The organism is Streptomyces sp. NBC_00390 (assembly GCF_036057275.1).
Classification (GTDB): Bacteria; Actinomycetota; Actinomycetes; order Streptomycetales; family Streptomycetaceae; genus Streptomyces.
This window is the reverse complement of the sequence record NZ_CP107945.1, coordinates 4,284,991-4,306,040: the sequence shown is the minus strand read 5'-3', so window position 1 is coordinate 4,306,040 and position 21,050 is coordinate 4,284,991. Positions and strand designations below refer to the sequence as shown.

22 protein-coding genes and 1 tRNA gene are annotated in these 21,050 nt (G+C 68.8%); 16 read left to right on the top strand and 7 right to left on the bottom strand.

Annotated elements, in window-relative coordinates:
• Positions 1–744: 744 nt before the first annotated feature.
• The 4 genes from OHS70_RS18765 to OHS70_RS18750 form a co-directional block, all read right to left on the bottom strand.
• On the bottom strand, positions 745–1,296 hold the full coding sequence (locus OHS70_RS18765; protein ID WP_328398950.1) for a hypothetical protein: 552 nt from the start codon (positions 1,294–1,296) through the stop codon (positions 745–747).
• 482 nt (positions 1,297–1,778) lie between these two features.
• Entirely contained in the window at positions 1,779–2,717 is a 939-nt protein-coding gene (locus OHS70_RS18760) for an SUMF1/EgtB/PvdO family nonheme iron enzyme (protein ID WP_328398949.1), read from the bottom strand.
• A gap of 51 nt (positions 2,718–2,768) precedes the next feature.
• Entirely contained in the window at positions 2,769–3,554 is a 786-nt protein-coding gene (locus OHS70_RS18755; protein ID WP_328398948.1) for an aminotransferase class IV family protein, read from the bottom strand.
• A 153-nt stretch (positions 3,555–3,707) separates the two neighbouring features.
• The gene (locus tag OHS70_RS18750) at positions 3,708–4,091 is read right to left on the bottom strand and encodes a GntR family transcriptional regulator (RefSeq protein WP_328398947.1); all 384 of its coding nucleotides are present in this window, start codon (positions 4,089–4,091) and stop codon (positions 3,708–3,710) included.
• A 554-nt stretch (positions 4,092–4,645) separates the two neighbouring features.
• Here OHS70_RS18750 and OHS70_RS18745 point away from each other — a divergent pair.
• The 13 genes from OHS70_RS18745 (at position 4,646) to OHS70_RS18685 (ending at position 14,492) form a co-directional block, all read left to right on the top strand.
• Positions 4,646–4,915: a DUF6284 family protein gene (locus tag OHS70_RS18745; protein ID WP_328398946.1), complete on the top strand. Its 270-nt coding sequence runs from the start codon at positions 4,646–4,648 to the stop codon at positions 4,913–4,915.
• Positions 4,912–5,190 carry a DUF6303 family protein gene (locus tag OHS70_RS18740; protein WP_328398945.1) on the top strand — a complete coding sequence of 93 codons (279 nt, stop codon included), beginning with the start codon at positions 4,912–4,914 and terminating at the stop codon, positions 5,188–5,190. The genes OHS70_RS18745 and OHS70_RS18740 overlap by 4 nt, the downstream gene beginning before the upstream one ends.
• A complete protein-coding gene (locus tag OHS70_RS18735) occupies positions 5,187–6,044 on the top strand; it encodes a protein spdB (protein ID WP_328398944.1) in 858 nt (285 codons plus the stop codon). Before OHS70_RS18740 ends, OHS70_RS18735 begins: the two co-directional genes overlap by 4 nt.
• A complete protein-coding gene (locus OHS70_RS18730) occupies positions 6,044–6,379 on the top strand; it encodes an RRQRL motif-containing zinc-binding protein (RefSeq protein WP_328398943.1) in 336 nt (111 codons plus the stop codon). Before OHS70_RS18735 ends, OHS70_RS18730 begins: the two co-directional genes overlap by 1 nt.
• A gap of 81 nt (positions 6,380–6,460) precedes the next feature.
• The gene (locus OHS70_RS18725) at positions 6,461–8,644 is read left to right on the top strand and encodes a cell division protein FtsK (RefSeq protein ID WP_328398942.1); all 2,184 of its coding nucleotides are present in this window, start codon (positions 6,461–6,463) and stop codon (positions 8,642–8,644) included.
• Positions 8,645–8,784: 140 nt separating this feature from the next.
• Entirely contained in the window at positions 8,785–9,054 is a 270-nt protein-coding gene (locus OHS70_RS18720; protein ID WP_328398941.1) for a hypothetical protein, read from the top strand.
• Positions 9,051–9,245, top strand: coding sequence for a hypothetical protein (locus tag OHS70_RS18715; RefSeq protein ID WP_328398940.1), 195 nt, complete (start codon positions 9,051–9,053; stop codon positions 9,243–9,245). The genes OHS70_RS18720 and OHS70_RS18715 overlap by 4 nt, the downstream gene beginning before the upstream one ends.
• A gap of 13 nt (positions 9,246–9,258) precedes the next feature.
• On the top strand, positions 9,259–9,711 hold the full coding sequence (locus tag OHS70_RS18710) for a hypothetical protein (protein ID WP_328398939.1): 453 nt from the start codon (positions 9,259–9,261) through the stop codon (positions 9,709–9,711).
• A gap of 17 nt (positions 9,712–9,728) precedes the next feature.
• A complete protein-coding gene (locus tag OHS70_RS18705; protein WP_328398938.1) occupies positions 9,729–9,896 on the top strand; it encodes a hypothetical protein in 168 nt (55 codons plus the stop codon).
• A gap of 90 nt (positions 9,897–9,986) precedes the next feature.
• Entirely contained in the window at positions 9,987–10,868 is an 882-nt protein-coding gene (locus OHS70_RS18700) for a bifunctional DNA primase/polymerase (RefSeq protein WP_443062621.1), read from the top strand.
• Positions 10,869–10,870: 2 nt separating this feature from the next.
• A complete protein-coding gene (locus tag OHS70_RS18695) occupies positions 10,871–12,349 on the top strand; it encodes an ATP-binding protein (RefSeq protein WP_328405742.1) in 1,479 nt (492 codons plus the stop codon).
• Between the two features lie 477 nt (positions 12,350–12,826).
• Positions 12,827–13,015 carry a helix-turn-helix transcriptional regulator gene (locus OHS70_RS18690; RefSeq protein ID WP_328398937.1) on the top strand — a complete coding sequence of 63 codons (189 nt, stop codon included), beginning with the start codon at positions 12,827–12,829 and terminating at the stop codon, positions 13,013–13,015.
• Positions 13,016–13,076: 61 nt separating this feature from the next.
• Positions 13,077–14,492 (top strand): tyrosine-type recombinase/integrase, encoded by a 1,416-nt coding sequence (locus OHS70_RS18685; RefSeq protein ID WP_328398936.1) that lies wholly within the window; start codon positions 13,077–13,079, stop codon positions 14,490–14,492.
• A 134-nt stretch (positions 14,493–14,626) separates the two neighbouring features.
• Here the strand turns inward: OHS70_RS18685 and OHS70_RS18680 are convergent.
• Both OHS70_RS18680 and OHS70_RS18675 read right to left on the bottom strand, forming a co-directional pair.
• Positions 14,627–14,713: transfer RNA gene (locus OHS70_RS18680), tRNA-Ser, on the bottom strand.
• An 89-nt stretch (positions 14,714–14,802) separates the two neighbouring features.
• Positions 14,803–16,272 (bottom strand): S1C family serine protease, encoded by a 1,470-nt coding sequence (locus OHS70_RS18675; protein WP_328398935.1) that lies wholly within the window; start codon positions 16,270–16,272, stop codon positions 14,803–14,805.
• A 364-nt stretch (positions 16,273–16,636) separates the two neighbouring features.
• Here OHS70_RS18675 and OHS70_RS18670 point away from each other — a divergent pair, with 364 nt between their 5' ends.
• The 3 genes from OHS70_RS18670 to OHS70_RS18660 all read left to right on the top strand — a co-directional run bounded on the left by OHS70_RS18670 (position 16,637) and on the right by OHS70_RS18660 (position 19,341).
• Positions 16,637–17,443 (top strand): glycerophosphodiester phosphodiesterase, encoded by an 807-nt coding sequence (locus tag OHS70_RS18670; protein ID WP_328398934.1) that lies wholly within the window; start codon positions 16,637–16,639, stop codon positions 17,441–17,443.
• Between the two features lie 89 nt (positions 17,444–17,532).
• Positions 17,533–18,090 carry an ATP-binding protein gene (locus OHS70_RS18665; protein WP_328405740.1) on the top strand — a complete coding sequence of 186 codons (558 nt, stop codon included), beginning with the start codon at positions 17,533–17,535 and terminating at the stop codon, positions 18,088–18,090.
• Positions 18,091–18,348: 258 nt separating this feature from the next.
• Positions 18,349–19,341, top strand: coding sequence for a DUF5926 family protein (locus tag OHS70_RS18660; RefSeq protein WP_328398933.1), 993 nt, complete (start codon positions 18,349–18,351; stop codon positions 19,339–19,341).
• Positions 19,342–20,335: 994 nt separating this feature from the next.
• On the opposite strand, the gene OHS70_RS18655 is transcribed toward OHS70_RS18660, so the two are convergent.
• Entirely contained in the window at positions 20,336–21,049 is a 714-nt protein-coding gene (locus OHS70_RS18655; protein WP_328398932.1) for a bifunctional DNA primase/polymerase, read from the bottom strand.
• Position 21,050: the final 1 nt, after the last annotated feature.

Here is a 21,050-nt window from a genome sequence, read left to right as displayed (position 1 = left end):
TAGGGCACCTTCGGGACGTCTTTTCGATTCCACTCCCACTCGGAGATCATGCAGTACCACGCTACTTGTGGAGCGCCCCTGCAGAGTTAGTCGGATGGTCGTCATGTGAGCAGCAGCTCCTCGCTGCCGCCTTCCCCACTCTTTCCAGTCTTCATCCGCCGAGGGAACTGGCACCCGCTTGGATTTGACGACATATGATCGACAAGGGGAATCTTCCAGCGAGTCCACTTGAGTAGTCCACGTGAACGGAGGCCGCCCACCCGCAACGATCGCCTTGGTCCCACCCTTAATCGCGTCATAGATCAGCGGTCCCGCCACCGCAACGGAGACCGCCAAGATAGCGCCCCAAATAACCTTCCAGTGTCGACGCCACCAGCTTTGTTCTTGCGAGTGGCTACGCGGGGTCCTTCTCGGCGGCCGGTTGCTGGGCATGCACTTCCCCTCTCGGCATATGTCGAAGTCATCAATGCCCATTTTCTACTCAGAGAGGAGCACGGTTCACCCACACGCATGGGCCATTCGCGTACAGCGCCTATTTCAGGGCGCGCTACTTCTTCATCTGCCGGGCCGATAAACAGGGCAGCGCGGGGTGTAGCTGATGCCGCCTGCCTTCCCGCGGCCGTTTGACCTCCGTGGACGGCCCAACCCGCCGGAACAGCGCCCCCTACTCGTCGGTATCAGCCGCTCAACCAAATCTGCCACGGATGGCTCAACGGCTCTCCAGCATCAAAGGAAAACGGCGCCTTAACCGTGCGAGGTGATGAGACTGGGAGGAGATGAAAAAATCGCCCACTCATAGCGCTGATAATACTTTGCCGAATACGGAGCGGTGCGGAAGGGTTTATCACCATCCCGCACCGTAACCACACCCCTCTTTCCATCCTCCAGAATCTCGACCTCAAGTACCCAATCGTAGGCATATTTCTTCGCCGTGGCCACAACCTTAAAAGTGGTGATCTCATGCTCAGCGAGGGTGACATACTTACTACTGAAGTAGGCTTCCTTAAAATTTCCTGACTCATCGATATTCTTCGCGACTGGGCTCGGTGAGTCCAGATTCAAGCCAACGCCAATCACCACGCCACCACCTGCTGAGGGACAAACTACCTCCGCACTCGTGGGAATCGGGTAGCGGCGAATGATCTTAGCGCGCATGTTGGTTATCGTTATGTCACGACGTCGCTGCCCTTGAGCTGTAAGCAACAGTTCTGATTCACCTGCGTCAGCCCCACCCTGCCGCTTGGCCCAGTCGTACACATCGGAGCAGTCAGAGCCAACCTGTGGCGCGTTCTTCATATCCGCAGGTCGCGAGAGAGCGACTACCCATCCCTCTCTCCATGAGTCGGTTGCCGCAGAAAACCGTACAGGTTCAGACTCAAATACTTTCTGAATCGCAGGGGGGCCAAAAAATTCCACGGCTGACCCAATTATTGCTCCCAGCGTTGTACTCAGCAAGAAACCCACACTGACGGCGACAAGCTTTCCCGTTCTGGACCAGTGGCGCCGGGGCCGGTCGCGCCGGGTCGAGCCTCGCGGCGCTGCATCAGGTCCGCCTTCTTGACCATCCGAGTCAGACGACATACGACAATGCTGCCTATCAGTAGCGAAGCTCGCTAACCGAATTGCCCCATTAGTGAGAGCCCCCTGATGCGGCACGTGCCGCATCAGGGGGTACACCCAAAGGTGGCCTGTCAGGGTCGGGCTGTCGCTGCGCTGTCAACCGGTTCAGAGACCGCCGACACTGGCCCATGGGCCGCGAGAAACGCCCTCGCTACTTGTCACCGCTTCTGGGGCTCCGTGTTCTCCGGCGTCGCCACGCATCGGAACCCGGTGTCATCGTCGTGCATCGTGTCGTTGGCATCGTTAGGGATGGCCGGCACTCCCCGGAACAGAGGGCTCGTGAAGGCGCTTCCACGGAGTTCGTAGCGACCGGGCGTTGTCGGCGTTCCTAGCCACTCCCACACGTTGCCCACCATGTCGTAAACCCCGTAGGGCGAGACCCCGCTGTGGTATCGGGAGACCGACGTCGTGCGCTCCACGCCGGTCTCCCGGACATTGCACTTCGCGGCAGTCTTCTGATCCCCCCACGGGAAAGTGCGCCCGGAGGTACCGCGCGCTGCCTTCTCCCACTGCTCGGCCGTCGGTAGCGACTTCCCCGCCCATGCCGCGTACGCCTGCGCATCCTGCCAAGTCACATGCACGACAGGGTGGTCGTACAGATCCCGGGGACATCGGCCGTTCTCCCAGTGCTCAGGCACAGGGTGCCGAGTGGCCGCACAGAATCGCGCGTAGTCAGCATTGGTGGTCGGGAACGTGTCTATGTAGAATTCGTCCACCCACACCGGGTCGTCATCCTCCCCAGACAGGAAGATTCCCTCTGGGACGTAGGCCATGAGCTTCCCGTCTCCGGGATGCTTCACGTAGTCGCCGCTGCTCGTGTAGTCGGTGTCAGGCTCGATGATGGCGTGGGCAGGGACGTCATCCACCGACAAGATTCCGACGAAGCGACCTTGGGCATCCTTATCTGCCTTGGCAAGCAAGGTGTCTAAGGCCGCTTGGTTCACCATGCGAAGTGTGGCCCGTTCGCCGTCTGCCTCCCAGCGGGAGACGATGCGATCGGACACCCCGAGCTTCTCGGCGAACTCCATAAGGCTCATGCGTACGGCTTCACGCAGCGCCTTGACTTCGCGTCCGGTCCATTTCGTAACGAGTGGCATGGGCTACCTCTGTCGTGAGTCGCCGCCCCTGATAGGGGCGGCGGCACGCGTCTAGAGACGCTCGCCGGGAATGCCGACGTAGGCGTCACGCAGCGCTGCGAGCACGGGGTGGTCATGCGGGAACTGCACGTCATCGAGCGCACTGACTGAACGCACGCCGATCGTTACGTTCGTCGCGAATGCGGCTGCCATCTTCGGGACGTCGGCGAGCCGCACTGGAGCCGTAATCTGCTTCGGGGTATCGAGGCTTCGCAGCAGCATCATCGTGGTGCCCGGGAGCACAGGGGCTTCCGGCCAGATGACCGTGCCGTCCTGGTCGACGAAACCGAGGTTCCACGTGCCGCCCTCGGAGATCCGACCGTCCGGCTCGACAAACACGGCGTCATCGAATCCGGCGAGCTGAGCGGCACGGCGAAGCCGGAGCTGCGGGTGCAGGCCGATGTGCTTCACCTGCGCGTTGTCGCGGGTGAAGGTGAAGGTCTTGGCCGTAAGGGGCGGCGGCGGCATGGCACCACCAGGTCGCAGGTTGACCAAGATGTGCGGGTCCTTGGCGTCGCTAGGGCGCCCCATGTCGATCCCGGGATCGAAGACGGTGACGCGGAGGCCGGCGACCCCAGTGACGCCGTCGGCTGCCTTCCGGATGTAGTTCAGCGTCCGCTCTCGGTCCAACTCGACGCCGAAGACGATGCGGCAGTCGCGCACCAATCGGTCCAGATGGAGCGACAGGCCCCGGACGGTGCCGTCCTCCAGCCGCATTGACGTGAAGTGCCCGTAGTTCGTGAGGGCAAGGCTCTGCAGGTCGTCAAGGGTGGCAGGTTTTCCGTTGAGTTCGGCCATGCAGCCAGTCTCGCAGCCCCGCAGGCTGCGCCAACACCCCACCCAGCAACGAAAGTTCGGATTAGTTCGGTGCGGGGGCAGCGGGAGTACGTACTCACCGCGCGCTCACCGGGACACGCTTAGAGCATGACGACGAACGCACCTCGAGAGACGCTAGGCGCCGGGCTCACCCTTGGTGGGGCCTACGACCGCCTCAAGCTGCTTGACGCGCTCGACGAGGCCGGCAAGCTCGGTCGAGACGCGCGCGACCTCAGCTTGCAGCTCGGTCAGGCGCTGCGCTGCCTCACGGGGGCTCTGCTCACCCGGGGCGGGATCGCGGACGTAGGTGCCGCTTCCGGAGACGCCCTCAACCAGCCCTTCTTCCTGGAGCTGGGCGTAAGCGTTCTGCACCGTCATCAGAGCCACGCCGAGCTTCTTGGCGTAGGCCCGCGCGCCGGGCAGGCGGTCCCCAGGACCGAACGTCCCTGCGGCGATCTCGTCTCTGATTCTGCCTGCGATCTCGCGGGCGTTGGGCTTCCTCTTCGGCTGTGAGTCCACCCCGAAAGCGTACTTGACCTAGGTCGCTCGCGATCGGGGCGCGAGACCACTTGACGACCCGAAGCGACCTAGGTAGCTTTCCATTCATCGGCAAGCGACCTAGGTCGCATTGTTAGAGGTCATTTGACCTGCACGAATGCACAGGGCGGGGACGCTGCAATCCCGCTAAAGGCCAGGTGGAACAGGGCTACGGCCCGTACTGGCGAGGTGGCCCGGCGACCGCGAGCAACGGCCGGAGAGTGGGGACGCGATCCCCCTTGCAGTGCTTCACCCCTGTTGACCTCGCCGAAAGGACTCCTGATGTACCGACGAAAACCCTGAGCGCCACCGTTACGGACCGGTCGGCGGCGCCTGGATAGCAAGCACGGTCCACCACGGCTCGCAGCACGTCACGCTGCGCCGGCTGCCTCTCCCGCCCGTCCGTTCCGCGCCATGCGTGAGGACGTACGGACGGGAGCGCGGGGAGCCGGAACCGACTCCAACGGCGAGCGGCTCCCGGGGTGCATCCCGGGAGCCGCGTTCGGGCCGTTCCTCTCTGGAAGGAACTACGACCCATGAACCACATCGTCACACTTCAGGACGCTGTTACCGCGTTCGCTCCGTGGATGGAACCGACGAATGCGGAGCTGGACGCGATCGAGCAGGAGATGCCCGTCATCCTGGCGGACGTCGACCTGTTGGACGCGCACATCGTCACCCTTGACCGCGCCCCGTCCGAGCTGGACGAGCGGCGTATCCGCCGGGCCCGGCGCCGGGCGCTCGCCGCCCGCGTGGTGCTGGTCAACCGCGCGGCCGGTACGAGCCTGCCCGGGGGTGCCGCGTGAGCAAGCTGACCGCGCAGATGTCGGGTGACGGCGGACAGTGGCGCCTGTACGTCGTCCTGTACGGCGAGAGCGAGTGGCCCACCGTCCGGTTCGAGTCCGGTCCGGTGCCCACCGGGGCGGACCGCCGGGACGCCCTGGCCTACCTCGGCTACGAGGTGGCGCCCGGTGCCGAGTGGGCGTGGATCGAGGACAGCCAGAAGCCTTTCGACGACAGCACCCCGGTCGTCCTGATCGCGACCGTGGACGTGCGCGAGCTGGAAGGGGCCACCGAGTGAAGGCGAAGACGGTTCTTCCGGCTATCGCGATGACGGCCGTGTCGATGGTGCTGACCCTCGCGGTGGTGATGATGTGGCTGGGGTCGGCGGTGCCGTGGCCGGTCGCTCTGGTCGTCGGTCTCGGGATCGACGGCGGATGGCTGGCCACCCTCGCCTACGAACGCCGCCTCGCTGCGCAGGGCGACCACAACCGCGCCGTGACGGCGGTGGGCTGGTCCTTCGGCCTGCTCGCTGCCGGCGTCCTGGTCGCCCACGCGCTGACCGCTGAGCACTCCGCCGGCGCGTGGCTGGCCGTGGCGTGGCTGCCCATCGCGGCCAAGGCCCTGTGGCTCGTGCACAGCCTGTGGGAGCGCACCGCCCTCACCCCGCTCGCGCTGGACGCCATTCGGGGCATTCAGCAGGAGGCGCGCGACGAAGCGGCCGTGGCCCGTGCCCGGCTGCGGGCGGAAGCGGCCACGGAGGAGACGCGGCTGACGGCCGTGACGGAAGCCGGGGCACGCGTCGCACGTGTCCAGGCACAGACCGCGCAGACCCTCGCGGGGGCGTGGTCGACGCTGGAGACCGCCCGCAAGGGCGAGGAGACCGGCAGGGCGCTGACCAGCGTGACGACCCACGTCACACCCGGCGTCACACCCCGCTGGGAACTGCCCGTGTGGGGCCCGACCGTGCAGGTTCCGGCGCTGGAGACGGGGGCGCCCGCGCTGTCGGATGACGCGCTGGACACGCTCGTTCACGACATCCGGCACAGCCAGACGCCGCCCTTGTCGTACCGCGACATGGCCGCCCGCTTCCGGGCCGCCGGGCACTCCGCCTCCGAGGTCCGGTTGCGGGCCGCGTGGAAGCGCGTCGCCTGATGTCCGCGCTGCCGGTCTATCGGTGGCGCCTGGCCCCGGACGGCTACGCCACCCGCCGCCAACTCCGGGCGCGCGGGCTGCGGCCCGGTGGCCAGGACGTGGCCGCGCAGCTCGAACGGCCGCGCCGCCGCCGGGGCCCGCTGGTCGCCTACCTCTACCGCGTCGACTTGGCCAAGCCGGTCAGGCCGATGACGCCGGCCCGGTGGGAGGCGCTCGCCAAGGCCAACGCCGCCCGCCGCACCTGTCCCGACTGCGGTCGTGACGCCGGCTACGTCATCCCCCCGACGCTCGGCACGTGCGTGCCGTGCGCCTACCCCGAGCAGTACGCCGCCTGAAGTCCCGGCGGGGCCCGTCCGCTCACCTCCTACAGCGACGGACCGGGCCGCGCCTTCCCTCTGCGAGAGAAGGACGTCTCAGTGAAGCATCCCGACGACGACCACGAGCTGTTCAACCGCCTGGAAGCCGAAATGGCCGCCGACCACGGCGCCGACGTGGTCGACCTGGACAAGGCCCGCGCCGCCCGCGAACCGGCCCCCACCACACCCGCCCCGGAGCCTGAGCCGACCGACCCGGACACGCCGGTCATGGTCGACCAGCCCGCCCCCGCGGCTACCGGTCCCGGCTACCTCGGTCGGCTCGCCGGCGCCCGCCGCCGCGCGGTCGTGCCGGTCTGGCTGAAGTCCGTGGCTGAGCTGCGCACCGCGTCCGCGTGGGTGGCCCGCCACTACGCCCACGCCGCCGGCTACCACGCGCTGCGTGCCCCGATCTACGCCGCCCGCCTCGCCTTCCAGGCACCGGCCGGCGCTGCGAAGGTGGTCGGGGGCACGATGCGGTGGGTGGCCGACCGTGAGGGCGAACCGGTCCGGCTCGCCGCCGTGCGGCGTGAGGACGCTGCCGAGTACCTGAAGCTGTCGCGGCAGCGTGACGGACGGGTCCGGCTGCGGACCCTGGTCGCCGCGCTCGCGATGTTCACCGGTCTCGGTCTGGCGCTCGCCCTGTACGTGCTGGCCCCCGACTGGCTGCAAGCCGTGTCCGTGGGCGCGGTCGTCCTCGCCCTGGGAGCCGCCGGCCGCAAGGCCGACGCCCCGGTCGTGCACCGGGCCGTGGAACTGCCCAAGGCCACCAAGCTGACCAGTGACATCGTGCTGCGGGCCCTGGGAGCGCTCGGCATTCCCGCGATCAATCAGGCACAGGGCAAGGGACGGGACGGGTTCGAGTTCACCGCCCCCATCACCCGCGACGGGCCCGGCTGGCGCGCAGAGGGCAACCTGCCCTACGGCGTGACCGTGACGGACATCATCGAGCGTCGCGAGCGGCTCGCTTCCGGTCTGCGCCGCCCGCTCGGGTGCGTGTGGCCCGAGGCGGTGCCGGATGAGCACACCGGGCACCTGGTGTTGTGGGTCGGGGATCAGGACATGTCCCGTGCGTCTCAGCCGGCGTGGCCGCTGCTGAAGTCCGGGCAGGTGGATCTGTTCAAGCCGGTCGCTTACGGCACCGACCAGCGCGGCCGGTGGACCGAAGTCACGCTCATGTACATCGCCGGCGTCATCGGCGCGATCCCGCGCATGGGTAAGACGTTCCTTCTGCGTCTGCTGCTGCTGATCGCGGCTCTCGATCCGCGTGCTGAGCTGCACAGCTACGACATGAAGGGCACCGGCGACCTTGACCCGGTGGGCAACGCGGTCGGCTACCGGCACGCCGCCGGCGACGACGACGAACCCGTGCAGTACGCGCTGGACGACTTCCGGGCCCTGCGCGAGGAACTGCGCCGCCGCACGAAGGTGATCCGCTCCCTGCCCCGGGACATCTGCCCCGAGTCCAAGGTGACGTCCGCGCTCGCGGACAAGCGGTCGTTGGGGCTACACCCGATCGTGGTCGGGGTGGATGAGTGTCAGGTCCTCTTCGAGCACCCCGAGCACGGCAAGGAGTTCGAGGAGATCATCACCGACCTGGTCAAGCGGGGTCCCGCCACCGGCATCGTGGTGTTGCTGGCGACGCAGCGCCCGGACGCCAAGTCGCTGCCCACCGGCATCAGCGCGAACGCCTCCGCGCGGTGGTGCCTGAAGGTGATGGGCCAGTTGGAGAACGACATGGTGCTGGGCACCTCCGCCTACAAGCGCGGGGTACGGGCGACCATGTTCGCCTGGGGAGACAAGGGCATCCACTACTTCGTGGGTGAAGGCTCCGACGCCCGTATCGTCCGCTCCGTCTACGTCGACGCCGGCGGCGCCGAAACCATCGCCGCCCGCGCCCGCCGCGTCCGCGAGAAGGCCGGACTGCTCGCCGGCCACGCCCTCGGAGAGGCACCCGAGCCGACCACCGCCGCCTACGACCTGCTCGCGGACATCCTCGCCGTAGTCCCCGCCAAAGAGGCCAAGGCGTGGTCGGAAACCATCGTGACCCGGCTCGCGGACCTGCGCCCCGAGGTCTACGACCGATGGGACCCCGACGCGCTCGCCGCCGCCCTCAAGCCGCACGGCGTGTCCACCATCCAGGTCGGGCGCCGGGTGAACGGCAAGGTCGTCAACCGGCGCGGTGTCGACCGCTCCCACATCACCGCCGCAATTGCGGAGCGTGACGGAAAGCGGGACGCGGGCTGACGCTCCGGGGCCGCTAACGATAGCGGCACCCCCCGCTAACGTTAGCGGCCCCGCTAGCACCCCAAACCGCCTCTGATCAGGCCGCTAGCGGATAGCGGCCCACCTGCGCAAACCCCAAAAACCGCCAGGAAGGGCCCCACGTGACCCCCGCCCTGCTCGCTATCGCCTGCCTGCTAATTGTCACCCTCGGTTACGCCGGTGTGTGTGCGGCGTCGCCGTTCGGTGACTGCCGTCGCTGCCGTGGCATGGGCCACGCGCTCAAGACGGACCGCAAGGGACGCATGAAGCGCGGCAAGGACTGCCGCCGCTGCCACGCCACCGGAAAGCGCATCCGTACCGGCCGCTGGCTCTACAACCGCTGGGCGCGCATTTACCGCGCCGGCACCGACATCCCGGGAGGGTCCCGATGATTCTCGACATCTCCGCCGTGCTGCTGTTTGGCGCCGCCTCCGTCTTCGCGGTCAAGACCAAGTCCGCCGGCGGCGGCGCCGCGCTCGTGCTGTTCCTGTTCGGGTTCTTCGCCGCCGGCACCGGCGCCTACGAGCCCATCCACAACCTCGTGCAGGCATCCGCCGACGCCCTGTCCGCCCTCGGCAACTGAAGGAGACCCGGCCGTGAACGAACCCACCACCCCCCACACCGCGCCCCTCGTGGTCCACCACCCCACCCCGATCACCCCCGCCATACACGCGGCGCCGGTCGTCCCCGTCCAGCCGGGCCACATCCCGGCCGTGGCGAGCGTCGTCCTGCCGGACGGCCGTGTCGTCACCGGTTACGCCGTGGCACCGGCTCAGCCGGAACCGGTCGCCGCCAAGCCGGCCGTGTCCCGCACGGCGGTAAACGTCGCCCTCGGGGGCGTCGGGTTCCTGGCGGTGTGCGGCGGGCTGCTGCTGCTCACCTCGTTCATCGCGGCCCTGACCGCGTTCATCGGCCAGCTCATCATCCTCGCCGCCGTGATCTTCGGCGGATGGATCGCTGTCCAGGTGTTCAGCGCGAGCGGCCACCACGGCGGGACCACGGTCAACATCCGTAAGGCCGTGATCAAGCGCAACCACTTCCACGGCTGACCAGAGGAGATCACTGCGTGTTCGACGACGAGCAGTACTGCGACGAGTGCGGCGACTACGGATGCCCCGGCCACTTCCTGTGTGACGAGTGCGCCGGCGACATCTGCAACGAGTGCAGCGGCTGCGACTGCCCCGACAGCTACTGCCCCGGCCTCATCGCCCACATGACCGGCACCGACTTCTAGCTACGCCAAGGGCGGCCCCCAATTCCGCCAAGAACACCGGGGCCGCCCTTGTCCACCTGCCAACCACTTGACCTGTGGAGGTCTCCCAGCATGACGCAACCGACCCTGATCCGGCGAGGGCACGGCGGCATGAGCGCGCTGCCCGAACCCTTGCCGACTGCGCTAGCACTGGCCGCTTCCGATGTGCCGGTCCTGCCCCTCCGGCGGGGCAAGGTCCCGTTCGGCAACTGCCCTACCTGCGCGGGCAATGCCTGTGGGGGCCGGCCGAACATGAAAACCCCGGGGTCCTGCCGGTGCCCTGGCGTCTGCCACGCGTGGGCCGCCGCCACCACGGACCCGGCGGTCATCGTCTCAGCCCCGTGGGCGGCGGCGTGGCGGCGTGCCGTCTGCGTCGCTTACCACCCCGGGGCCGCTGGGCTGACGGTGGTGGACCTGGACGACGCGGACGCCATCGCGTGGGCCCGTACCGCTCTGCCGGCCACGCGCACGGTGGCGACGACGCGCGGTGAGCACTGGATTTACCGAGGCGCCACGAGCTCACACAACGCGGTCCGGCCCGGTGTCGACATCAAGTCGTCCATGTCCTACGCCCGCTACCTCGGGCCCGGCATCGGCCCCATGGTCGACCTGCCAGACGCCGTGCGCGCCCTCGCGGTGAAGAAGCCTTCCCCCGTCCGGCCGGCGCCGCATGTCGGCACCCTGCCCGCAGGGTCCGGGGAGTGCCCGCACCGCACGCCCGCCTACCTGGAACGCGGCATCGCTATGGCCGAACAGCGCATCACCGCCGCCCACAGCGCGATCCACGCGACCGTGTACCGAACGTTTCTCGCGGTGCTGTCCACGCACGGCCGGTGCGGCTGCCTCACCGAGGCGCACGTCACCCGGCTGTTCACCGCCGCGCAGACCAAGGGGGAGTCCCTGCGGCACTGCACCGACGCGTGGACCAACGCCCGCACCACGTTGGGACTGTGACCATGTCCGACGACGACAAGAACCCCGCACGCCAGGTCATCACCGACTACGCCCAATCACACTTCCGGTACTTCCGCACCGCTGACGGGACCGTGTACGCGCAGAAGAACGGCCACCCCGTGGCCCGCCCGATCCGCTCCCAGGGCACCACCGGAAGCCACCGGCAGGAACTCATGGTCGGCCTCTTTCGCGACGGGGTGGGCGTTTTCAACGGCACCGCCATGAAAGAGGCGCTGGACTTGATCGAAGCGTTGGCGCTGACCGAGGACGTTCAGCCCGTGCACATCCGCGTCGCCCCCGGGTTCGACGGGGCGACGTGGTTGGACCTGGGCCGCAGTGACGGGCGGTCCGTGCGTATCCACCCCACCGGCTGGGAGATCCGCACCCCCGACCCGCGTGAGGCCTGCTGGCGGCGTACTCAGCTCACGGGGGAACTTCCGCTGCCGGTCAAGGACACCAACGGCAAGGGCATCGACCTGTTGATGCGGCTGTGCAACTTCGCCAACGCCGAGACCGAGTGCCTGGCCATCGCGTGGCTGATCGGCTGCCTGGGTCCGTCCGTGCCCGTCCCGGCCCCGTTCCTCACCGGTCCCCAGGGTGCGGGGAAGTCGACGGGCGGGCGGATGCTCGTGCGGATCATCGAGGGCATGAGCGGGGACCTGCGGCGGGCGCCGAAGGATGAGGAGAACCTGATCGCGGCGGTGGCCGCCGGGTGGGTCACCGCTCTGGACAACCTCTCCCACATGACCCCGGACCTGTCCGATGCGATGTGCTGCATCGTCACCGGGGCCGAGAACGTAAAAAGGGCCCTGTTCACGGACGGGGATGTCTTCCGCGTCGGCTACCGCCGCCCGCTGCTGCTGACTGGCATCGACGTGGGCGTGATCCGGCCCGACCTCGCAGAACGGCTCCTTCCGCTGCGGCTGGAACGCCCCCGCGTCCGGCGCACCGAGGCGGAACTGTGGTCCGACTTCGCAGAGGTGTTGCCCGTCATCCTCGGATCGCTCCTGGACCTCACAGTGCAGGTGCGAGCGGCTGAGGCGGACATTCCGACCGACCTGCGCATGGCCGACTTCGCTCACCTGTGCGCGCAACTCGACGCGGCCACCGGTCTGGGGGCGCTCGCCGCCTACCGGGCCAGCCTGGACGACCTCAACGATGACGTCATTGAGGGCGACCTGTTGGCGCAGACCGTGCTCAAGCACGCTGCCGGCATCGACCCGGGCACCGAGCAGCGGATGACGTCGGCCGAGTGGCTGCACTGCCTCACGGGCCTCTACGCGGGCGAGGACTTCCGTCCCCTGCCTAAAGGGTGGCCGACCACCGGCAAGGTGCTCTCAGATCGCCTCAAGCGCCTTCAGCCCACCCTCGCGGCCCGGGGCGTGCTCATCGACTGGGGACGCACCAAGACGTCCCGCTACATCGAGATTGCGCGGCCTGGCGCCGCACCGCCCCCGCACGGGCAGGAAGCGGCCTTCTGACCGCGCGGCACCCCGACTGCCCGCACAAGCAAGAGGAGCACCCGGCCGCGCGTGCTCCTCTTGCTGTTCGGCGGCGGCGCCGCCCTGCGATGGTCGCGCCGCGAAGCGGCCCGTTCTTCACTCTCTGAGCCGCGCACCACAACAGACACAGCCACTCTCTTGTCCGAAGTAGAGAGGCGCTGCGTCACCTGCGTCACCCACGACCCGTAAACGGGCGGTGACCTGCCGAAAGAGCGGTGACGCAGACGGCCCGATTCTGCGTCATCCTGCGTCACCTGCGTCACCTGATGACGAAGGTCTACGTCACCCGTGACGCACCCTCACCGTTCTACGTCACCCCGAAACCGCAGGTCAGAGCGGCGAATGACGCAGATGACGCGGGTGACGCAGAAATCCGCACCTCGGACAGACGCGGACTCCCTCATCCCGGTGAGTTCGCCACTCCTGCCCGCCGAATCCTGAGAAGGAGTCTTTGAATTGGCTGCCCCCAAGATGCTCAAGCTCCCCGAAGTCCTCGAAGAGATCGAGATGAGCCGCGCCGCCTTCTACCGGATGCGCGCCCGCGGCAAGGCTCCCAAACTCATCAAGCTGCCGAACGGACAGCTCCGCTGCCGCCGCAGTGACCTTGACGCGTGGTGGGAGCGCTGCGAGCAGCACGCCGCGTAAAACATGACCGCTTCACCGGGGCCCGCGCTCAGCGCGGGCCCCTCGTTTTGCTTGGAGACACATGCTGACGTACGACGTCGATATCTGGTCAATCCGCAAGCGCCCCGGACGCCCCAAGCCGTGGGAGCTGCGTTGGCGAGTGGGCGAGCGACCGCACTCGCGCAGTTTCAAGCTCAAGCCGCAGGCTGACGGCCGACGGACGGAATTGATGGCCGCGCTGCGCGACCGCAAGCAGTTCGACGAGGAAACGGGGCTCCCCGCGAGCGAACTCGCCTCACGCACCTCCCCGTCCTGGTATGAGCACGTCACGGGATACGTGCTCATGAAGTGGCCGCGTGCCGCCGCCAAGCACCGCGCGAGCATCGCGGAGTCTCTAGCCGTTGTGACCCCCGCGCTCGTCACCAGCAAGAGGGGAGCGCCGGGCCCGTCGGTCCTGCGCGCCGCCCTGTACCAGTGGGCTTTCCGCGCCGTCCGCTCCCCGGAAGGCACTTGGGTGCAGCGCCATTCGGTAGAGCAGCCACCGGAGGACGTGCGCGCCGCCTTGGAGTGGATCGCCGCGCACTCCATCAAGGTCAAGGATCTCGAAGATCCCGCGCTACTACGGCCAGCGCTGGAAGCCCTGTCACTCCGTCTGGACGGGGGCAAAGCTGCTGAGAACACGGCCAGGCGTAAGCGCATGGTGTTGAGCAACGTGCTGCGCTACACGGTGGAGGAAAAGGGGCTGCTCACCGCCAACCCCCTCCCACGCGTCGACTGGACGCCTCCCGAGAGCGATGACGAGATCGATTTCCGGTACGTACCGGACCCTGCCTTGGCGCGGTCGCTGCTCGGTGCTGTCCGCGACTCCGGGGCGCGTGGTGAGCACCTGCACGCGTTCTTCGGGTGCCTCTATTACGCGGCCATGCGCCCCGGTGAAATTGTCGCGCTCAAGGAATCGGACTGCGCCTTGCCCCCGAATTCCCCCGAGACCGTGAACGAGTGGGGAGAGCTGCTACTGGGGGAGAGTCGTCCGGAGGTAGGTGGCGGGTGGACGGATGACGGGACGTCGTACGAGACGCGCGGACTCAAGCGACGAAAGCGCGGTGCGACGCGTCCCGTGCCTATCCCACCCGTCCTCGTGCATCTGCTCCGGGAACACATCAGGCGATACGGCACGGCCGATGACGGCCGGCTGTTCCGGGCTGCCAGGGGCGGGCGCGTCCCGTCAACCGAGTACTGCGACATCTGGGAGAGAGCGCGGAAGGCGGTGCTGTCCCCGCGCGAGGTCGAATCAGACCTTGCGGCCGTGCCGTACTCGCTCCGCCACGCGGGCGTGTCCCTGTGGATCAAGTCGGGGGTGGACCCGGCGGAGGTCGCCGCTCGCGCCGGCCACAGCATCGCTGTGCTGTACCGCTTCTACGCGAAGATCCTTAAGGGCGGTCAGCAGCACTCCAACGACCTGATCTCTCGTGCCCTGGAGGAGGGCAACGCCCCCTGATCCTGGCCCACAGATGGCCCATACGCACTGGTCAGCTCTGGGATACGGGCGGGAAAGGGTGAGACAGGCCGCGTGCAGAAGGGGTGTCCCGAAGCCGGGACACCCCTTCTGACCTGCAACGTTCATGACCTGCGCGGTGGGTGTGGGATTTGAACCCACGGTGACATCGCTGCCACGACGGTTTTCAAGACCGTTCCCTTAGGCCGCTCGGGCAACCCACCCACGCCCCGGCCACCAGCGGCGGAGCGGGCTACAGACTACCGGGCCCCGGCCGGGGGGCGCAGCCGTGTTCCGTTCGGTGCGCGGGAGGTCAGCTGTCGCCCTTGCGCTCGCCCAAGGTCACTTCGGCCGTGCGCTCCTTGCCGTCGCGCTCGTAGGTCAGCGTCACCTTGTCGCCCGGCTTGTGGGTCCAGATTTCGCTGATCAGGGTCGGGCCGCTGTCGACCGTCTTGCCGTCGAACTTGGTGATGACGTCGCCCGCCTTCAACCCGGCCTTTGCCGCCGGGCCGTTCGGGCTCACGGCGGCGGTGCCGCCCGCGCCCTGGCCGGCGATCTTGGCGCCCGCTTCCTCACCCGTCATGTCGACCGTCGCACCGATCACGGGATAGACCGGCTGGCCCGACCTGATCAGCTGCTGGGCGACCGTCTTCGCCTGGTTGATCGGGATGGCGAAGCCGAGGCCGATCGATCCGGCCTGGGACTGGCCGAGGCCGCCGCTGCCCGCCGACTGGATGGCCGAGTTGATGCCGATCACCGCGCCGCGCGAGTCCAGCAGCGGGCCGCCGGAGTTGCCCGGGTTGATGGACGCGTCGGTCTGCAGGGCGCTCATGTACGAGTTCCTGCCGCTCGAGCCGTCGCCGGAGGCGACCGGGCGGTTCTTCGCGCTGATGATGCCGGTGGTGACCGTGTTCGAGAGACCGAAGGGCGCGCCGATCGCGATGGTCGAGTCGCCCACCGCGACGCGGTCCGAGTTGCCGAGCGCCAGCGGGGTCAGCCCGGAGGGGGCGTTCTTCAGCTTGAGGACGGCGACGTCGTAGCCCTGGGCGCGGCCGATGACCTCGGCGTCGTACTTCTTGCCGTCCGAGAACGTCGCCGACAGCGTGCCGCCTTCGGCGGCTGAAGCCACCACGTGGTTGTTGGTGAGGATGTGGCCTTGCCTGTCGTAGACGAAGCCGGTGCCCGTACCGCCCTCGCTCTCGCCCTCGACGCCCGCGCCACCGGACTTCGCCTCGACGGTGACGACGCTCGGCAGCGCCTGGTTGGCCACCGCGGCGACCGTGCCCGCCTCGCGCCTGAGGTCCCGGGGTGCCTGGACCGCGGAGACCGTCGTCGAGTCGATCCCGTCGTCGTTGTGCTCGGCGGCCCAGTAGCCGATGCCACCGCCGACGCCGCCCGCGACCAGCGCCGCGGCGAGGACGGCGGCGACCACACCGCCGGAGCGCCTGCGCCGCGGGGCGTGCGCCGCCGGAACGGGCGATCCCCAGACAGGACCGCCGTTGCCCCCGCCCCCATAGGAGGGGAGTGCGGGCGGGGGCGGCGGCCACTCGGCGCCGGCGTGCTGCGTCGCTGTCGGCGCAGCTGCCGGTGCCGGTGCGGGCGACGAGGCCGGCTCGGGCTGGGGGGTATGCCCGGCCGTGGCCGTCGCCGCCGGTTCTGCGGGGGCGGGAGGCGTGGTGCGGGCGGCATGCTCGGACGCGGGCGTTCCGTCGGGAGCGGCGACCGGCACTGGAGGTACGGACGGGGCGGCCGGAACCGCGGTGCCCTCGTTCTCGGTGCTCACAGCTCAGTTCTCCTCAGGGTCCACGTCGGGTTGCACACCGGATGGCACGGCGCGCGCCATGCACACGCCACGTCGATTGCGCGTCGCTTGTCTGCGGCCAGCTTTTCCCACAGCACGTCAGTCCACTGTAAGCAGCACCTGTGTGTATCGCGGCAATCCTTTACTTGCGACGAAACGGGCGCACGCGTGGAGCGTCCGAACGGTGCCGATGGACTCTCCGAGCGGCGCCCGAAGGGCTTGCGACCGACTTCCGTCCGTCTTCCGTCCGCCTCACGTCCGGCTTCCGTCCTGCTTCGGCCCCGATTCGTCCGCCTCGGTCCGCCCCGTGCACGCGCCTACCCCGTCACGGTGACACCATGACGCCGTGACCCAAGCACGGCAGCACAGCATCCAGGTCGTCGCACACCGCGGCGCCTCCGAAGACGCACCCGAGCACACTCTCGCCGCCTACCGCAAGGCGATCGAGGACGGCGCGGACGCGCTCGAATGTGATGTACGGCTCACCGCCGACGGCCATCTGGTCTGCGTCCACGACCGTCGCGTCAACCGCACCTCCAACGGCCGCGGCGCCGTGTCCGCCCTGGAGCTCGCCGATCTCGCCGCGCTGGACTTCGGCTCCTGGAAGGACGCGGCCGAGAGCCCGGACTGGGGCGACCCCTCGTTCACCTCCGTACTCACCCTGGAACAGCTGCTGGGACTGGTGGCCGACGCGGGCCGCCGTATCGAGCTGGCCATCGAGACCAAGCACCCCACCCGCTGGGCGGGACAGGTGGAGGAGCGGCTGCTGCAGCTGCTGAAACGCTTCGGTCTGGACGCACCGGCGACGCCCGACGACTCCCCCGTGCGCATCATGAGCTTTTCGGCCCGCTCGCTGCACAGGGTCGCGGCGGCCGCGCCGAACATCCCCACCGTCTATCTGATGCAGTTCATGTCCCCCCGGCTGCGCGACGGACGGCTCCCGGCCGGCTCCCGCATCGCGGGACCGGGCATCCGGGTCGTACGCAACCACCCCTCCTACGTCGCCCGGCTGCATGCCGCGGGCCACCGTGTCCATGTCTGGACGGTCAACGAGCCGGAGGATGTGGAGCTCTGCGCCCGGCTGGGCGTGGAGGCAATCATCACCAATCGCCCCAAACAGGTTCTGTCCCAACTGGGCCGCCTTTCGCCCTGATAACGCGGAGTGCTCCGGCGCGTTCGCTCCGTATCCGACCGTTACGAGTGCGTCACTGACCTGCTCTTGGCCGGTTTCCGGTCCAGGCCATTGGGGCATTCACACCGTGGCGTGGGGCAAAGGAGGTCTCGGGGGTGGCGTTTGTGGTGGCACAGGAGGTGCCCACGTCGTCGAGCATGGCCGTACCCCATGGCCCTGCGGGCGTGGGTGCGGCACGACAGCGGATGCGCGAGCAGCTCAGGCTCAGCGGATTGTCCGAAACAGTCGTCGACGATGCAGTTCTGATCCTTTCCGAGCTCCTCAGTAACGCCTGCCGTCATGGCAGACCGTTGGGGCGCGCCGAAGTGGGCGACGGGGACATCCGCGCCGCGTGGCGCGTCGACAAAGCGGGGCGGCTGACGGTCGAAGTGACGGACGGAGGTGGTCCGACCCGACCCGTTCCGGCCACGCCCTCGGTCACCGCACGCGGCGGCCGTGGGCTCAACATCATCACCGCACTGGCCCAGGACTGGGGCGTACGCGACAGCGCGAGCGGTGAAGTCACCGTGTGGGTGATCGTCACCGAAGGGCATCGCCGCGAGGATTTCGCTACGCGCGTCACCGGCCCGTCGTTCGACTACGGGGACCCCTTCGAGGATCTGGACTGACGGTTGGACCCGACGGTACGCACCCGACCGCGGCAGAGACCCGACGCGGCAGGGCGCACGACGGGGGCAGCGGGCTCGACCGCTCCCGACTCCCGCGACCGGTGAGACGACGCCGCCGACCCGGCGCTCCGGGCGGATGCCGACACGCCGGGCCGGCGACCCGCCCGGCCGGAACGACGATCCACACGGTCCTCGGCGGCACGTACGGCTAGGCTCGCGCCCGACACAGCACCGCCGCAATCGGGAGAAAGCCACACCATGGCCAAGAAGCGCCCCCAGACGAAGGCGACGAAGCCTCAGCTCAAGGACGGGGCCCGCGCCGCAGGCGTCAGCGAGCCGGTTCCAGTGGTAGGAGCCCGCGAGCCCTGCCCCTGCGGATCCGGTCGCCGCTACAAGGCCTGTCACGGCCGGGCCGCCGCACACGCCGTGACCGAGCTGGTCCAGCGCCCCTTCGAGGGACTGGCCGGCGAGTGCGACTGGGTGGCCATGCGCGAGCTGGTGCCCGCCGCGACCGTCGCGCTGACCCTCAAGGACGGGCTGCCCGAGGGCGTTCCGTCGGTCACGCTCGCGACCGTCCTGCCCATGGCCTGGCCCGCGCTGCGCCGCGACGACGGCTCCGTGCTGCTCGGCCTGCAGAACGACACGCCCTCCGGCGACCTCAGCCGCGACCTCGCCGGCACGCTGCAGCGCGCGCTCGCCGCCACCCCCGGCATGCCGGTGACGGGCGGCGGCGCCGAGGCCGACGGCGTACGGCTGCAGGACCTGCTCGACCCGCAGGCGCCGTTCGAGCCGGTCGTCCACTCCGGGTTCGAGTTCTGGATCCCGGAATCGGCCGAGCAGGCGTCCCCCGAGGTGGCCGCCTCCCTGGAGCGCGCGGACGCCGCGGCGATCCCGACGGTGAAGCTTGCCGATGTGGACTCCGCGTACTGGTGCGAGACGCCGGAGAAGAACCACCTCCGCTGGGTCATGCCCCACCCCGAGGAGCAGCTCCTGGACGCGCTCGCCCGGCTGCATGCCGCCGGCACCGACTCGCTCGGTGAGGGCACGCGGCTGGTCGGTTCCTTCCGCGCCCACGGGCTGATGGTGCCGGTGTGGGACCTGCCGAGCGGGATGGGCGCCGAGGAGTGCGAGAAGCCCGCCGCCGAGTTCGCCGAGCGGCTCACCGAGGCCCTCGCGAGCGATGTTCCGCTGACGGCGGAGGAGCGCCGGGCACGAGGCGGGCTCACCAATCGCCAGGTGACCCTCAGCTGAGAGTGACGGTTTCGGTCGACCGATAGGTGACTCCAGTCACAACTTGCCTTGCCGGCAGGTAAATCCTTGTCCGAATAACAGAGATCGAATTTGCGAACCGCAGATCTCTTGTTACGGTTCTAGAAGCCCGGTCGCTGGTGCATCCCCCGTCGCCAGCGACCGGGCGCTTCCATTTCCGCTGAGCGCACTCCAGCCTCAACGCGCATTGGTTGTCGCGGAGTTGCTTCCCGATCGAAGCAACAGCGGCCCGTCACCGGCGCCATCGGAAACGGCGAACTCCGCCACCGCCCAGTACGCCGAAGCCGCACCCCGCGAGGGCTCTTTCGGGTCTCGCAGGCGCCCGGCTCATCTCCGGTCCCGATCGCGCAGTTCGTCTGCAGGGTGCGTCCGCCGGGCGCCATCAGGGTGAGCACGGACGACAATTCCTCGCCCGTCGCGTTGCGGTAGTAGACACGCGCCCAGGTGTCGCGGCCCTCGTCAAGCACACATGTCTGTGCCTCGACACCCTCCGGGGAGGCGACTTCCGGCCCACATCGCGAGGCCGTCAGGGGGCGTGCATCCGGGGCGCCGCCCGACTCACCGATGTCCCTGGCCCCGTCGGCCCCTCGCCTCCCGGAGATCACATCGGACATGTCGGATGCGCCCGTGTGGGGGTGCGGCTCGCCGTCGATCTTCGCATCACCGGCAGGTTCAGCCTCCGCCCGGCCCGTGTCCCGCCGGGGACCATGAGCGGGCCCGGCGGAGGCAGTGAGCGGCAGAAGCGTGCCGCACACCACCAGGGCGGTGATCCCGAACATACGGAGATTCATGGGCCACCTGCCGGCTTCGCGCTGGGATTGTTGACGGTGGCCCGAAGATATCGACGGATGACAGGCGCTCCCGCCGCCGCACGCGTACGACCGGCCCAACTCGGCCCAGCTCTTACCCGTACGAGTGACAGCGCGACGGGTGGGAGAGCCGGGCCGTATCGAGGTCCATGACTACTGCGGATGCGTCAGTAGGTGAGTCGGCTGCCCTCGCCCGCCTCCGGCGGGTACAGACCACTGTCGGGTGCGCTGCTCGCGCTCGCCTCCACCAGTGCGTCCACGACCGCCTCCACATCCGGCAGCCAAGGTGTCGCTGAACCGGGCAGCGGCGCCCGCTCCCACCGCACCTGCCCAGCGCCCGTCTCCGACGGCGGCAGCACCAGATAGCCGCCGTCACCGTGGAAGCGCAGCGAACTCGGCACGCAGTCCTTGGCGAAGAGCAGCTCGCCGAGCTGCTCGAGGGTGTACGGGGCAACCAGGATGGACCATCTTGTGGGCGTCGCGACGACCGGCCCGAGCCGCATGCCCATACCGTCGAGCGCCGACAGCGCGCGGGCGGCGGCGACGGCCGGCAGACTCAGCGCGCACGGCGCGCGGCCCCCGGTGGCCAGCACGATCGGGGCGGCGGGCCGGTTGGTCCACCACCAGCGCACCATGCGCTCGTCGGTGGTCGCCGCCAGAATTCCGGGGTCGAAGGGGTGTGCGCCGGGTACAACGCACTCGGAGTCGGGGCAGGAGCAGCCGCGCCCGCGGTCGCCGCGGCTGCCGGTCGCCTTCGGTCCTGCACCGGGCAGTACGGGCCATTGCCACTCGACGGCGCAGGTGAGCGCTGCGTCGAGCTGGACTGGCCCCCTTTTCCGCCGGTACCGGAGCCTGCGTCGCCTTCCGAGGATCTCGCGCATG

Bases quoted from the DNA above. Each gene is read 5' to 3' on its own strand.
- OHS70_RS18765 (WP_328398950.1), bottom strand. From the start codon at position 1,296: ATGAAGAACGCGCCACAGGTTGGCTCTGACTGCTCCGATGTGTACGAC.
- OHS70_RS18760 (WP_328398949.1), bottom strand. From the start codon at position 2,717: ATGCCACTCGTTACGAAATGGACCGGACGCGAAGTCAAGGCGCTGCGT.
- OHS70_RS18755 (WP_328398948.1), bottom strand. From the start codon at position 3,554: ATGGCCGAACTCAACGGAAAACCTGCCACCCTTGACGACCTGCAGAGC.
- OHS70_RS18745 (WP_328398946.1), top strand. From the start codon at position 4,646: ATGAACCACATCGTCACACTTCAGGACGCTGTTACCGCGTTCGCTCCG.
- OHS70_RS18730 (WP_328398943.1), top strand. From the start codon at position 6,044: ATGTCCGCGCTGCCGGTCTATCGGTGGCGCCTGGCCCCGGACGGCTAC.
- OHS70_RS18715 (WP_328398940.1), top strand. From the start codon at position 9,051: ATGATTCTCGACATCTCCGCCGTGCTGCTGTTTGGCGCCGCCTCCGTC.
- OHS70_RS18700 (WP_443062621.1), top strand. From the start codon at position 9,987: ATGACGCAACCGACCCTGATCCGGCGAGGGCACGGCGGCATGAGCGCG.
- OHS70_RS18695 (WP_328405742.1), top strand. From the start codon at position 10,871: ATGTCCGACGACGACAAGAACCCCGCACGCCAGGTCATCACCGACTAC.
- OHS70_RS18685 (WP_328398936.1), top strand. From the start codon at position 13,077: ATGCTGACGTACGACGTCGATATCTGGTCAATCCGCAAGCGCCCCGGA.
- OHS70_RS18660 (WP_328398933.1), top strand. From the start codon at position 18,349: ATGGCCAAGAAGCGCCCCCAGACGAAGGCGACGAAGCCTCAGCTCAAG.
- OHS70_RS18655 (WP_328398932.1), bottom strand. From the start codon at position 21,049: ATGCGCGAGATCCTCGGAAGGCGACGCAGGCTCCGGTACCGGCGGAAA.